Origin of the sequence: Archangium minus (genome assembly GCF_044360475.1) — a bacterium.
GTDB classification, from domain to species: domain Bacteria; phylum Myxococcota; class Myxococcia; order Myxococcales; family Myxococcaceae; genus Archangium; species Archangium minus.
This window is the reverse complement of the sequence record NZ_CP043494.1, coordinates 8,725,851-8,739,130: the sequence shown is the minus strand read 5'-3', so window position 1 is coordinate 8,739,130 and position 13,280 is coordinate 8,725,851. Positions and strand designations below refer to the sequence as shown.

12 protein-coding genes are annotated in these 13,280 nt (G+C 67.1%); 5 read left to right on the top strand and 7 right to left on the bottom strand.

Annotated features, from left to right (window positions below):
* Position 1: 1 nt before the first annotated feature.
* Positions 2-1,954, bottom strand: coding sequence for a von Willebrand factor type A domain-containing protein (locus F0U60_RS35430; protein WP_395806477.1), 1,953 nt, complete (start codon positions 1,952-1,954; stop codon positions 2-4).
* A gap of 147 nt (positions 1,955-2,101) precedes the next feature.
* Between F0U60_RS35430 and F0U60_RS35425 the strand changes: the two genes are divergently transcribed.
* The gene (locus F0U60_RS35425) at positions 2,102-2,803 is read left to right on the top strand and encodes a DJ-1/PfpI family protein (protein ID WP_395806476.1); all 702 of its coding nucleotides are present in this window, start codon (positions 2,102-2,104) and stop codon (positions 2,801-2,803) included.
* Between the two features lie 69 nt (positions 2,804-2,872).
* Here F0U60_RS35425 and F0U60_RS35420 read toward each other — a convergent pair whose 3' ends face one another.
* The 5 genes from F0U60_RS35420 to thiD form a co-directional block, all read right to left on the bottom strand.
* Positions 2,873-5,092 carry an ATP-binding protein gene (locus F0U60_RS35420; RefSeq protein ID WP_395806475.1) on the bottom strand — a complete coding sequence of 740 codons (2,220 nt, stop codon included), beginning with the start codon at positions 5,090-5,092 and terminating at the stop codon, positions 2,873-2,875.
* A gap of 147 nt (positions 5,093-5,239) precedes the next feature.
* Entirely contained in the window at positions 5,240-6,487 is a 1,248-nt protein-coding gene (locus tag F0U60_RS35415; protein ID WP_395806474.1) for a serine/threonine-protein kinase, read from the bottom strand.
* 68 nt (positions 6,488-6,555) lie between these two features.
* Entirely contained in the window at positions 6,556-6,846 is a 291-nt protein-coding gene (locus F0U60_RS35410) for a hypothetical protein (protein ID WP_395806473.1), read from the bottom strand.
* Between the two features lie 172 nt (positions 6,847-7,018).
* Positions 7,019-8,548, bottom strand: coding sequence for an ATP-binding protein (locus tag F0U60_RS35405; RefSeq protein ID WP_395806472.1), 1,530 nt, complete (start codon positions 8,546-8,548; stop codon positions 7,019-7,021).
* 124 nt (positions 8,549-8,672) lie between these two features.
* Complete coding sequence (gene thiD, locus F0U60_RS35400) at positions 8,673-9,482, bottom strand: bifunctional hydroxymethylpyrimidine kinase/phosphomethylpyrimidine kinase (RefSeq protein WP_395806471.1); 810 nt, start codon at positions 9,480-9,482, stop codon at positions 8,673-8,675.
* A gap of 293 nt (positions 9,483-9,775) precedes the next feature.
* Between thiD and F0U60_RS35395 the strand changes: the two genes are divergently transcribed.
* From F0U60_RS35395 to F0U60_RS35380, 4 genes are read left to right on the top strand one after another with little or no spacing between them, the layout of a single operon-like run.
* Positions 9,776-10,291, top strand: a complete 516-nt coding sequence (locus F0U60_RS35395) for a hypothetical protein (RefSeq protein WP_395806470.1) — start codon at positions 9,776-9,778, stop codon at positions 10,289-10,291.
* A gap of 44 nt (positions 10,292-10,335) precedes the next feature.
* Entirely contained in the window at positions 10,336-10,704 is a 369-nt protein-coding gene (locus F0U60_RS35390) for a hypothetical protein (RefSeq protein ID WP_395806469.1), read from the top strand.
* 50 nt (positions 10,705-10,754) lie between these two features.
* Positions 10,755-11,357, top strand: coding sequence for a hypothetical protein (locus tag F0U60_RS35385; RefSeq protein ID WP_395806468.1), 603 nt, complete (start codon positions 10,755-10,757; stop codon positions 11,355-11,357).
* A gap of 12 nt (positions 11,358-11,369) precedes the next feature.
* A complete protein-coding gene (locus tag F0U60_RS35380) occupies positions 11,370-12,611 on the top strand; it encodes a threonine/serine exporter ThrE family protein (protein WP_395806467.1) in 1,242 nt (413 codons plus the stop codon).
* Between the two features lies 1 nt (position 12,612).
* On the opposite strand, the gene F0U60_RS35375 is transcribed toward F0U60_RS35380, so the two are convergent.
* The gene (locus F0U60_RS35375) at positions 12,613-13,254 is read right to left on the bottom strand and encodes a CDP-alcohol phosphatidyltransferase family protein (RefSeq protein ID WP_395806466.1); all 642 of its coding nucleotides are present in this window, start codon (positions 13,252-13,254) and stop codon (positions 12,613-12,615) included.
* Positions 13,255-13,280: the final 26 nt, after the last annotated feature.

Sequence of the window (13,280 nt, the reverse complement as noted above, 5' to 3'; positions counted from 1 at the left end):
TCTACTTGATGACCGGGACGCGGTCGAAGTCCATCGTGAAGACCGGCTCGAGCTGCTCGAAGCGATCCGTGCGCTTGTCGAGTGCCTGGGCGTTCCGGATGAGGGCGCCGAGCTCCCTTACGTCTGGCCGGTCGCGCAGGGGCTCGTTGAGCTCCTCCCACAGTGAGGAGAGCTGTGCCCAGGAGAGGGAGCGGACCCAGTAGGAGCCGCGCAGCTTCTCGGCGAAGGCCGCCGCCACGTAGGACAGGCGCGTGGGGGGTGCGGCGCTGCCGTAGGCCGTCCGAAGGAGGCTGGAGGGCAGTTGCTTCTCCATCAACCGCGAGTCGCCCCCTTCCGGCGCCTTGTAGCGGATGCGCAGGGTGGCGAAGGAGGGGGTGGGCTCACGCAGCTTCACCTCGTAGATGGCGGTGACGCTGTGGCCTGCCCCCACCTCACCCGCGTCCACCCGGTCATCGGCGAACTGCTCCTTGGCGAGCATCCGGTTTTCATAGCCCACCAGCCGATAGCGGACCACGGCCTGGCGGTCGAACTCGAGCTGCAGCTTCACATCCTTGGCCACCACCTGGAGGGTGCCGGTGAGGTTCTGCACGAAGATGCGACGCGCCTCTTCCAGTTGGTCCACGTACGCGTAGTTGCCCTCTCCCACCTGGGCGAGCCGCTCCATCAGCACGTCATTGTAGTTGCCCATGCCGAAGCCGACGGTGGTCAGGGTGATGCCTCGCGCTGCTTGCTTGCGCACCCGCTCCCAGATGCCGTCCGCGTCGGTGATGCCGTTGTTGGCGACTCCGTCCGAGCACAGGATGACGCGGTTGATGCCGCCCTCGCGCAGGTGCTCCGAGGCGATCGCGTAGCCCAGCTCGAGGCCCGCCTGGGCGTTGGTGGAGCCCTCCGATTGGAGCCTGTCGATGGCGCTCATCAACTTGTGCTTGTCAGCGGCGCTCGTGGGGGCGAGCACCTGGTGTGCGGTCGAGCCGTAGACGGCGATGGAGATCCGATCGCGCTCGTCGAGCTCATCCACCAGCAGCCGCAGCGCCCGCTTCACCAGCGCGAGTCGGTTCTCGATGTTCATGGATCCGGACACGTCGATGACGAAGACGAGGTGGGCGGGCTTGCGCGCCACACGGCTCACCTCGCGCGCCTTCAGCCCGATGTGCACCACGTGGTAGCCCTTGCGGCTGGGGGAGGGGAAGCCCTCCACGTGCACGCTGAAGGGGGACTCGGGGTCGCTCGCGTAGCCGTAGTCGAAGCTGTTGACGAACTCCTCCACGCGCACCGACTGCTCGTCCGGCAGTGCCCCCCGCTCCAGGTAGGAGCGCGCCATCGAGTAGGACGCGGTGTCCACGTCCACGGAGAAGGTGGAGAAGCGCTCCTCCTCGGTGTCGATGGTCGGGTTCACCCCGTAGCTCTTGAAGTACATGTCCGCGAAGGGCTGCTGGGGAAGCGGCGCGGTGCGCTCGGGAGGTGGGGGCGGTGGAGGAGGGCTGGCGGGCGGGGCGGCGGACGTGTTGCCCGGGGCACTCGCTCGCCCGCGGCCTCCAAAGAAGTTGCTGATGCCCCTGCCAATGGCGCCGAGGTCGATGAGCGGGCGACTTCCCGAGCTCGTCACTTCGATCAACTCGGAGAAGCTCTCGGGCAGGAGCTCCACGTTCACGCGGATGGTGCGATCCAGGCGCAGCTGGATGTCCTGCCGCGCGTGCAGCCTGAACGATTCCTTTTCGAACCGAAGGGTATAGACGCCCGGTGGCAGTTGGGGGATGCGGTAGTTGCCGTTTGCATCCGTCACCACGACCTGCTCGCCCTGCAGGTTGGGGGAGGTCGCGGTGATCACCACGTCCGCGAGGGGCTTCTTGTTCTCGGCGCTGGTGACCGTGCCGACGATGACGCTATCCGCCAGGGCCGGTGTGGACAGCAGCAGGAGGACACAGCAGAGGGCACTGCTCAGCACGTGCTTCATCTTCGGGCGACCTCGGGCATCGGGATGAGCGCCATCATCCAGATGCGGCCTGCATCGTGCCTCACGCCGGGTTACGTTCTCCATCATGGTTTCATCACAGAGGCCCGGCGGGTAGGTGGGCCTCGAACCTGGAGTGGGGGAAAGCACATGCAGAAGAAGGTCATCGCGTTCGTCGTGTACCCGGAAGTGACGCCGTTGGATCTGGTGGGGCCGCTCCAGGTGCTCAAGCCCCTGGAGAACTTCGGGCCGTTCGAAGTTGTCACGGTGGGTGAGCGCCTGGAGCCCATCACGACCGATCTCGGGATGCGCATCGTGCCAGAGCGCACGTTCGCCGAGGTGCCAGGGCCCTATGCGCTCGTCCTGCCGGGTGGGGTGTTGGGCCCCATCCAGGCCATGACGAACGACGTGCTCATGGCCTATGTCCGCTCGGCGGGGACTACCGCCGAGGTGCTGGCCTCCGTGTGCACCGGCTCGCTCATCCTCGCGGCGGCCGGGCTGCTCGAGGGCCGGAAGGCCACCACGCACTGGTCCTTCCTCGACGCGCTCGATCGGTTCGGTGCCCGGGCCACGCGTGAGCGCTGGGTCGAGGATGGCAGGGCCATCACGGCCGCCGGCGTGTCGGCGGGGATTGACATGGGACTCGCCCTGGCCGCGCGGCTCGCCGGTGACACCGTCGCCCGGAGCATCCAGGCCATCATCGAGTACGACCCCAAGCCTCCCTTTGGCGAAGTGGACTGGGACTGGGTCGAGCGGAGTGAGCTCAAGCGCACCTTGCTCACCCCCTATGTTCCCGCCATCCAGAAGCTCCTCGAGGGCAGGCCGGAGTTGATGGCGAAGCTGCTCCCGTGAGCTCAACATGTCGGGGCCGCTCTCGGGCGGCCGGCCGCGGCGCGTGGGCGTAGCGCTCGGTGGTGTGGATCAGCGCTGGGCGGCGGGCAGGCGGACGATGAAGGTGCTGCCCTTGCCGGGCTCGCTCTGCACGTCGATGCGGCCCTTGTGGCGGGTGATGATGCCGTAGCTGACGGACAGCCCAAGTCCCGTGCCCTGGCCTCGCGGCTTGGTGGTGAAGAAGGGGGTGAAGAGCTTGGAGAGCGTTTCCTGCGTCATCCCCTTGCCCGTGTCGGCCACTTCCACCACCACATCGTTGCCTTCGTGCCGCGTGCGGATGCGGATTTCTCCTCGCGTCTCGATGGCTTGTGCCGCATTGACGAGCAGGTTGGTGAACACCTGCGCGATCTGCGTGGGGTGACAGCTCACGGGCGGCAGCGGACCAAAGTCGCGCTTCACCTCGCATTTGTACTTGAGCTCGTTCCAGACAATCTTCAGCGAGGAGGCCAGCTCCGCATTCACGTCCACGAGCTGCGGCTCCCCCGAGTCCTCGCGCGCGAACGAGCGCAGGCTCTGGGCGATCTCCTTGATGCGCCGGGTTCCCGCCAGGGACTCCTCAATAAGCTCTGGTAGGTCGCCGAGGATGTACTCCACGTCCTCTCGCTGCCACAGCTCGCGCATCCGCTCGAGCACCTCCGCGGGAGCGCTGCCGGTCTGCTCGTCCTGGGGGGCCAGCAGCTCGCGCTGGAGCTGCATCAGCGGTGCGAGCGAGGAGAAGTACTGGTCCAGCGTCCCCAGGTTGCTCATCACGTAGCTGACGGGGTTGTTGATCTCATGCGCGACGCCAGCGGCCATCTGCCCCAGCGAGGCCAGCTTCTCGGTTTGGATGAGCTGGGCCTGTTGCTCCTCCAGCTCGAGGGTGGCTTGCAGCAGCTTCTCGCTGCGGGTGCGCACCAACTCCTCAAGGCTGTCTCGGTGGCGCCGCAGCTCCACCTCCTGCTGGACGAGCCGCTCCTCCGTCTGCTTGCGCTCGGTGATGTCGCGGACGATGGAGATGACCTCGTCCGGGGCGCTGCGCGTCAGGCGCATCTCGTAGTGCATGCGACCCGAATGGGGCAGGTCCAGCACGTACTCGAAGACCTCCAGGGTGCCCTCGCGGATGGCACGTGCCAGGTGCATGAGCGCCTTGTCGAGCACGGGCTTGGCGAGCGGCAAATCCCTCAGGTTGGTGCCGATGATGCTCTCCGGCGGGATGAGCAGCTCCAGGTTGCTGTTGGCGTGGTAGTCCCGGTAGGTGCCGTCGGCGCCGATGCGGAAGACGATGTCCGGCAGGGTGCTCACCAGGGCCCGCAGGCGTTCCTCCCCGAGCTTCCGGGCGGTGATGTCCACGTTGGTGCCCACGATGCGCAAAGGGCGGCCCTGCTCGTCGCGTGCCACGATCCTGGCCCGGGACAGAATCCAGAGCCAGGAGCCGTCCTTGCACCGGAAGCGGTGCTCACGCTCGATGAGCGGGAGGGCGTCGGTCGTGTGCTCGTTGAAGACCCGCATGCTCTCGGGCAGGTCCTCGGGGTGGCACAGACTCGACCAGGTGGCGAAGCTGCTTTCCAGCTCGCCCTCGTCGTAGCCCAGCATGCCCAGCCAGCGGCGGTTGGTGAACATCTGGCCGGTGGTCACGTCCAGCTCCCACACGCCATCCGCCACGCTCTCCATCACCACCTGCAGGCGCTCCGCGCTCCGCTCCTGGATGCGGCGCAGCTCCTGCTCGTCCCGCTGGTGCCGCTGCTCGTTGCGACAGCCGATCAACATGCTGCCGCAGGCGAGGAGGAAGGGCTGGAGGAAGTCGATGAGCTCGGCGTCGTACCCGTTGGGGCGGTTGGCGAGGCCCACCACGCCCAGGCGCTCCCCTGCGGATTCCAAGGGCAGTCCCAGAAAGGTGTGCTCCGCGCCGGGGGCTCCACACACCACGGGCCCATCTGCGGTGGAGACGGCGCCCACGAGCGCGCGCAGATCTCGCAGCTCCCGTCCTGGCAGCTCCGGCCGTACGGGCAGTTCCCACGAGGCATTCGTCTCGTCCGGAGGGAGGCTGGCGACAACGTGGAACGAGGGCGTGGCGCCGGGTGCCTGGTGCACCTCACCGATGACACCCGATTCACTGCCCGTCAGCTCCAGCACCACCGCGAGCATCCGTTCAAAGGCATCCCGGGGCTCAGCCCCGCGAACGAAGTCCGCCTGCGCCTCGATGAGTGCCCGCAGCAGTTGGTTGCTGGCCCGTTGCTTCTCCTCTGCGGAACTCTGGGCACCGGTGATCACACCGGCCCGCTCCCGGGAGACCGGGGCTGAGCCTTGAGGGAGGGAAGGCATGGAGCTGGACCTTGGGTTGTGCGGCAGCGAAGCCCGGGAGTGTAAATCTACCCCAAAACCTCTGGCGTTACACCCGGGGGGCCGTGACGCCCCGTGTCAGCCCAGCAGGACCATCAGTAGGTGAGCCGCCGAGGCAAGCACCACCCCCACGGCCGCCGTGGCCCCGGCCATGATGGCGAGCGGGTGCTTATCCACCGAGCGAAGGGCCTCGTGGAACCCGCGCTTGAGCAAGGTTCGCTGGCATTGCACCTCGATGCGTCCCTCCATGACGCCCTGGAGATGCTGCATCATCTCGTCCACCGACTGGTGGCGCTGCGCCGGGTCCTTCGCGAGGCCCTTGTGGACGAACCACATCAGCTCCACAGGGACGGGAGGCTGGTGTGGGTGTGACTGGTGGGTGAAGACGTTGGGGCTCTCCTTCTCCACCCCCGAGAGCACCTCGGCCAGCGACTCACGTCCCTCCAGGTAGTGCCGCAGGAAGAGGAACTCGTGGAACAGGACGGTCAGGCTGTAGGTGTCACTGCGCACGTCAACCGCGTCGTGCTGGCCGCGGGCCTGCTCGGGCGACATGTAGAGCGGCGTTCCCACCACGGCGCCCATTTGGGTCTGCAGCGACACGGCCTCGCGCAGGCTCGTCGTGGTGGGCACGGGCGTCGCGGTATGGGCCACGGCATCTGGTTGGTGGGGGCGCCGGGCCAGGCCCCAGTCCATCACGGTGACCTCGCCATAGGGCCCCACCATGATGTTGGCGGGCTTGATATCCCGGTGGATGAAGCCCTTGCGGTGTGCGTACGCCAGCGCGTTGAGCACGCCCATGAAGACCTGCACCCGGACGGGGAAGGTGAAGCGCGCATGCGTGGCGGCGTCTCCCTGGCGCAGCTTCTCGATGATGGACTCGAGCGTGTCGCCCTGGAGGTGCTTCATCACGAAGTAGTACCGGCCGAGGTGGTCCACGCCGACGTCGTGCACCGGGACGATGTTCGGATGGTCGAGCTGTCCGGCCGTGCGGATCTCCTCCACGAACCGGAGCACGCGATCGAGATCGGACCCCTCGGGCAGGCGCTTGAGGGCCACCATCCGCTCAATGTCGTTGTCCTTCAGCAGCACCACCTCGCCCATGCCTCCCTGACCCAGCTGGCGGACCTCCTCGAAGCGCTCACGCTCGAAGGGCACCACGTCAGGCCGATTCCCTTTCCACTCAATCCGGGGCAGCACGGTGCTGCGTCGGGCGGAGGCGGTCATTGGAGCACTCTGCGGCACGGAGACGTTTCCGGTCCGCGAGGCAGGGGTGACCAGGGTGGCATCCAGGTTGACGTCCGGGACGTATCTGAGCGTGTCCGTCATGGGTTCTTTGAATAACAGAACCTTTACCGTCACGCTTGGTGGCCTGCCCCACGGCCGGACTCGTACCCTCAGTAAACCGTGAGGACCAGGGAGTGGCCCGCTTCGAAGCGAGGCTCCTTCTGGAGCTGCTCCAACACACTGGAGGTGCAGTGGAGCGTCACCATGGGGATGCTGCCTGGATCGCTCACCCATTTCACCGCGCCCATCAATTGATGGGATTGGAGATAGCTCAGGACCGAGTCCCGAAACTGTTCTCCCTCGGCGCGCGCCGCTGCATAGGCAGCCGCTCGGTCTCGTTGGGGGGCGGGGCGATACTCGGCGGGCTCTTCGCGGGGCATGACGATGGTCTCAATCCACATGCGAGAGCCTCCTGTCTTAAGGACCGAGAAAAACGGTCATAAGATTATCGCAAGTGACACGTTCCGTGTTGCTTCTTTTTTTTATTCTTCACACGAACGTGTGGGTCACCCTGCGAGCATGTAGAGAGAGGCCGCTCGTGCACAGATGTGACGCCGGGGCGGGGGCTGCTCGTCAGAGGTCCTGGGCGATGGGGAAGCGCAAGGTGAAGGTGCTTCCTTGTCCAAACTGGCTCTTCACCTCGATGCGGCCGTTGTGGCGGGACATGATGCCGTAGCTGATGGACAGACCCAACCCCGTGCCCTTGCCTGGCGGCTTGGTGGTGAAGAACGGGGTGAAGAGCCTGGCGAGGACCTCGCGTGTCATGCCTTGGCCCGTGTCGGAGATGCGGACCAGGACCTCGTTGCCTTCGCGCAGCGTGGTGATCTGGATGAGCCCGCGCTCCGGGATGGCCTGCACGGCATTGAGCAGCAGGTGGGTGAACACCTGGTTGAGCTGGGCGGGGCGGCCGAGGATGGGCGGCACCGGCCCGTAGTCACACCGCACCTCGGTCCGGTACTTAAGCTGGTTCCACACCACCTTCAGTGTGGTCGCCAGCTCCTTGTTGACGTCGACCAGCTCCGGCTGTCCGGAGTCTTCGCGCACAAAGGCCTTCAGGCTCTGCACGATGTCCGCCACGCGGTGGGCGCCCTCGCGCGAGTCGCGGAGCAGGTCGTTCACGTCGCCCAGAAGGTAATCGAGGTCCTCCTGCTGCTGGAGGGACTGGATGCGCGCGAGCAGCTCGGCGGCGGGCCCCTGCTGCTGTTCCGGCCCCAGGGTCGCCGCGAGCTTGCGGTAGAGCTCGAGCAGCTCCATGAAGACAGAGAGGTACTGGGTGAGCGTGCTCAGGTTGCTCGTGATGTAGCCCAGGGGGTTGTTGATCTCGTGGGCGATGCCGGCCACGAGCTGCCCCAGGGAGGCCATCCGCTCGGAGTGCAGCAGCTGCGCCTGTCGCTCCTCCAGCGCCACGGTGGTCTGCAGCAGCTCCGCGGTGCCGTTGTGCAGGATCTTCTCCAGCTGGTCGCGGTGGCGCTGCAGCTCCTCCTCCCGCTGGCGCAACAGCACCTCGGTGCGGCGCCGCTGCTGCTCGCTGCGCCACCCCATGATGATGCTGCAGCAGGTGGTGAGGAAGGGCCGGAGGAACTCGACGAGCTCGGGGCCGTAGCCTTCAGGGCGGTTGGCGATGCCGACCATGCCCACCAGCTCGCCCCCGGATTTGAAGGGCAAGCCGAGGAAGGTCCTCAGCGGGGGGTGGCCGTTGGGGAAGCCGCCTCGGCGCGGACCCTCCGCGGGCTCATTGGCGATGACGGGCTCCCCGGTGGTGAGCACGCTGCCGAAGATCGTGTCCAGGTCGCGCAGCTCCCGCAGCTCGTCCGTCCATTCGACGTTGCTGATGGAGTGGTTGCGCAGGTAGGGCTTGCCCTCCGGGTCTCGGAGGACCTCGCCGATGAATCCGTACTCGCTCTCCGTCAGATCGAGCAGAACGGTGAGCAGCTTGTCGAACAGGTGGTGCGCATCGCTGCCCTGGATGAACTCCGCTTGAGACTCGGTGAGCGCCCGGAGCAGACGGTTGCTGGCTTCGAGCGCTCGTTCCGCCACGAGCGCACGCGAGCGGGTTCGACCCTGAGTGGTGTCCGGTCGGCGACCCGAGGCGGCTTTGCTCATCGTGTTCTCATGCTAACGCGTCCCGGGGGGGTGTCTCCGAGCCATCATCGGCCGACCTTGTCAGATATCCAAGTCTGTACGCTCGGAGTCCGGGTAGACGCGCCTACACCTGGAGTGGAGTGGCTCATGCTCCGAGCAGTGGGAAGAAGTGCCCGATGGGCCCATTACCCCGGCCCACGGCGAGCGGGTGTTGGAGCGCCCGGGTGACGTACTCCTTGCCAAGCTGGGTGGCTTCAAACAGTCCATGCCCCAAGGCCAGGTTGGCGGCGATGGCCGCGGACAGCGTGCACCCCGTACCATGAGTGTTACGCGTCTCCACTGAGGCCAGGTGCAGCGTCTCCAGGCGCTCGCCATCGAACCAGACGTCGGTGCCACGCAGGCTCCCCGGCATGGCGCCTCCCTTGACGAGCACCGCCTTCGGCCCCAGCCGGTGAATGCGGCGCGCAGCCTCCCGCATGTCCTCCAGCGTCTGGAGCTCCAGCCCCGCGAGGAGCTGTGCCTCGTGCCGGTTGGGGGTGACGAGGGTTGCTAGCGGTAGGAGCTGCTCCCTCAGTGCCGCCACAGCCTCGTCATCGATGAGCCGGGAGCCCGCCCGTGACACCATGACTGGATCCACGACGAGCGGGGTGATGCCCAGCGACTTCACCCGCTCGGCCACCCGGGCGATGATCCCCTGGTTGACGAGCATGCCGGTCTTCGCGGCGCCTATGCCGATGTCCGAGGCCACCGCGTCAATCTGAGCCGCTACCGAATCCGGGGACATGACGTCCACGCGGGTGACGCCCAGCGTGTTCTGGGCCGTGAGCGCCGTCAGGGCGCTGGTCCCGTGAACCCGATGGAAGGCGAAGGTACGCAGATCCGCCTGGATTCCCGCTCCACCGCCACTGTCCGAGCCCGCGATCGTGAGCGCGGTCGCTACCTTCCTGTACTCCATCTTCGTCCTGTCCCTCCTGGAGGTGGCGCACCATACGCCCACCTCGACGGTCATGCCTTCGCTTGAAGTGAAAACGGGGGTTTATATGGAGAGGAGCACCCCGTGACGCTTCGTGAAGGCTGAAAAAACGCGGGTTTGTGGGCAAATCGGGCCGGATTGGCTCGATAATGGAGTGGACGTTTTATTTCTGGAGAGTTCGATGGCTCCTCGCGACCAAGCGCGGTGGCGTACGTGATGGATCGCATTCACTTCGAGGGCGCTGAGGAGGGCCGGGCTCAGCTCGGCAAGCCGTAATGGGCCTGGTGGAAGCCATCGTCTTCCGCGGCTGGCCGAGGCCCGAGCGTCCCGAGAAGCTGGTGTTGGACCTGACGCGGCCGAGCCTGTGCACCCTCCGGCTGGGAGAGCCTGTGAGCCGCGTCCGGGAGGTGTTGGGCGCACCGGCCTCATGGCGCGAGAAGCGCAAGTGGGGGTGTTGGGCCTATCCCGCGTGGGGCCTGTGTATCGACGTTCCGGCGGAGCGGGAGGTGGAGTCCTTCCGCATCGCGTTGCAGCGGCCCGAGGAGGGGCTCACGTCCACGCGTCTGCCCTGGCAGTCCTTCTCGGGGCAGATCGTCCTGCCCCAGCAGACCGTGCCGGCCTCGCGGCTGACGACGCGCCAGGCCTTCGAGGCTGCGTTCTCGCGTCCGAGCGAGGTGGAGGAGCTGCTGGGAGACACGGTCCTCACTTGGGAGCGCGACGGGTGGATTTTGGAGGTGGCCTTCCACCCAGAAGGCGGGCCGCTGTACGTGGACGTCCAGCGCAATGATTGAGAGGGCCACGCAACTTCCGGAGCGGTTTGGGAGATAATGGCGTCATGTCCACCATCAACGGTCTGACTGGTCCCCGCCTGCCCACCGCGACCCCGTCTACGACCCGGGAGGCCCCGAGCACGAGCTTCCTCTCGCGCGTGCAGGCGAGCGCCAGCGGCGTGTCGACCCTGTCGAGGTCGGCGAATGCCCCCGTTGTCTCCGGCCGCGACGTCGTTTCGCAGGCCTTGGCCGCCGCCAAGAAGGACGCGAAGACCGGTGCCGCCACCCAGGGCACGGGTGAGACAGAGGAGATGCTCAAGCAGAAGGAGGCCCTCCTGGAGATGTCTCGCGCCTTCGTGATGGGGACCGTCCAGTCCATCTTCGCGGGTGTTGGCCAGGCGTCGTCCTCGCTTCCTAAGGAAGAGTGGGGGTAGGCGCTTCCACACAGGACCCGGGATGAAGTGGTAGACGTCCTGGGTCCTCCATGCGTGCGCTCTGTGTCGTTCTCCTGCTCCTCTCGTCGGCCGCGCTCGCTGCCGAGGGGACCACCGTCAAGGTCCGCTGTGTCGGGACCTGTACCGTCCTTCTCGAGGGCAAGCCCGGCCGGCGCCTCCATGACTCCCTGTGGAGCTGGGAGTTCACGCACGTTTCTCCCGGCAAGCGGCGCATCGAGGTGAAGGGTTTTCTCGGGGGCTCCCAGGCCACCGGCTACATCGATATTCCGGACGTGTCCGAGGTCCACGTCCATGTCGACTCGAAGGGGCGCCTGTCCGTCTCTCCGGCGGCCGATGCGGGCACCCGACCTGCGCCTCCCAAGGAGCGAAAGAAGGAAGAGGACTCCGTCCTCCATGTCCGCTGCCAGAGGCCCTGCACCGTCTCGGTGGACCACGTTCGCCGGCCCTCGGCCGATTCCCGAACCGTCATCGTCCACGGCTTGAAGCCGGGCGCCCACCGTGTCGAGGTGGGCTTCGCGCTCGGTGGCGGAGACCGGCGCGACTTCATCGAGCTCCCTCCCGCCAGCGAGGTGTTCGTCTTCGCCACGGACGCGGGGCTCCACGTCACCAACACCCGACCGCTCGGCAAGTAACGACTCCCCGGTATGGACGCGCATCGTCTCGATAACCAGGAACTCGGAGAAGTCCTCGCCGTGGCGCTTCGCGCCGGGCAGATCATGCTGGAGAACGGCGCCAACATGGCGCGGGTGGAGGAGACCGTCACCCGCTTCGGCACTGCGCTGGGCGCCGAGCGGCTGGACGTGTTCGCCACGCCCACCGGCATCGTGACCACGGCGATCGCCCAGGAGCTGCACCGCACCCGCATCGTGCGCGTGTTGAAGACGGGCATCGACCTGAACCGCGTCGCCGCCGTCAATTCGCTCGCCGAACGCGCGAGCTCGGGTGAGCTGAACCGGGCTCAGTTGCGCGACGCGTTGGAGCAGATTGCCCGCGCGCCCAGGCGCTTCGGCGATGTCCTCACGGTCCTGGCCGTGGGCATGGGCTGCGCCTGCTTTGCGCTCCTCTTTGGCGGCAATGCCATCGACGCCGGGGTGGCGGGCGTGGCGTCCAGCGCGGGGCAGGCGCTGCGTGAGTGGCTGGGCCGCCTGCAGATGGGCCGGCTGGCGATGACCTTCCTGGTGACGTTGCTGGCCGCTGGTCTCGGACTGGTGGGGGCTCGTGTGCTGGGAACTCCCGAGCCGGGGCTCGCCCTGGCCGCCTCGGTGCTGCTCTTGGTGCCGGGTGTCCTCATGGTCAGCTCCGTGGCCGACCTGTTCCGCGGAGACACCCTCTCCGGCTTGTCGCGGGCAACCTCCGCCGTGCTCGTTGTCGCGGTCGTCGGCGCGGGACTGTACGTGGTGCTGCTCGTCTCAGGCCTCGACCTGGCGCTCTCCACCAACGCGCCGCCGCCGCTCGTGCTCGCCATCCTGTTCGCGCTCGCCGCCACCGTCGGCTTCGCGGTGCTCTTCGACGTGCCTCGCCGAGCGCTGCTGCCGTGTGCCCTCGTGGGAGCGGTGGGCTACGCCGTGCGCGGTGGCTCCGTGCTACTCGCCCCGGCGCTGCCTCCCGAGGGCGCCATGTTCCTCGCCGGGTTCGCCATCGTGCTCCTGTCCGAGCCCATCTCGTACGCGCTGCGCATGCCCACCAGCATCTTCGTCATCCCCGGCTTCATCCCGCTCGTGCCGGGGGTATTGGCCTTCCGCACCGTGCTGGAGCTGGCCGCGCAGGACTACACCGCCGGCACGGCCACCCTGGTGCAGACGGCGCTGCGCGTGGGGGCGCTCGCGGCGGGCATTGGTACCTCCCAGGCGCTCACCCGGCGCAAGTGGTGGCCCATCACCAGGTAGCTCAGAACTTGGGGATGCGCAGCGTCTTGCTGATCATCGCGCTGCCACTGGCGAAGTAGATGAGGACCAGCGGGTGCATGTCGAACGCACCCACGTGCCACACGCCGAAGGGGAGGTCGTCCCCGGTGCGGCCCTTCCAGAAGAAGAAGGCGAGCACCATCACCAGGGCCAGGCTGGTGGGGATGGGGGTGCCCTCGAAGTACTTCACCTTGCCCGTTCCGTCCGAGAGGCTGGCAGCGGTGACGTTGAAGCGCGCCAGACGGCTGATGCCGCAGCCCACGAAGTAGAGCAGCACCGCCACATCCAGCCCGCCGCGCATGCCCATGGCGAAGGCGAGCGCCGCGGGAGCCATACCGAAGGAGATGACGTCCGACAGGGAGTCCAGGTCCGCCCCGAGCGGCGAGGACTGGAAGCGCCAGCGCGCGATGCGTCCGTCCAGGGCGTCGAGGATGAAGGCCAGCGGCATCAGCCCGAAGGCCAGCCACAGCCAGTGGGGCATCCCCGTGGCCAGGTACTGCATCTGCGACAGGATGGCCCCCGCGCCCGAGAAGGCATTGCCCAGCGTGACGAAGTCGGCGGGCGTGAAGGTGCGAATCATTGAGAAGTGGCGCGGCTCACGTTTCTGCTGCGACTCCGGCGTCATGCAATCCCTCCGCGGCCCCAGGGGGC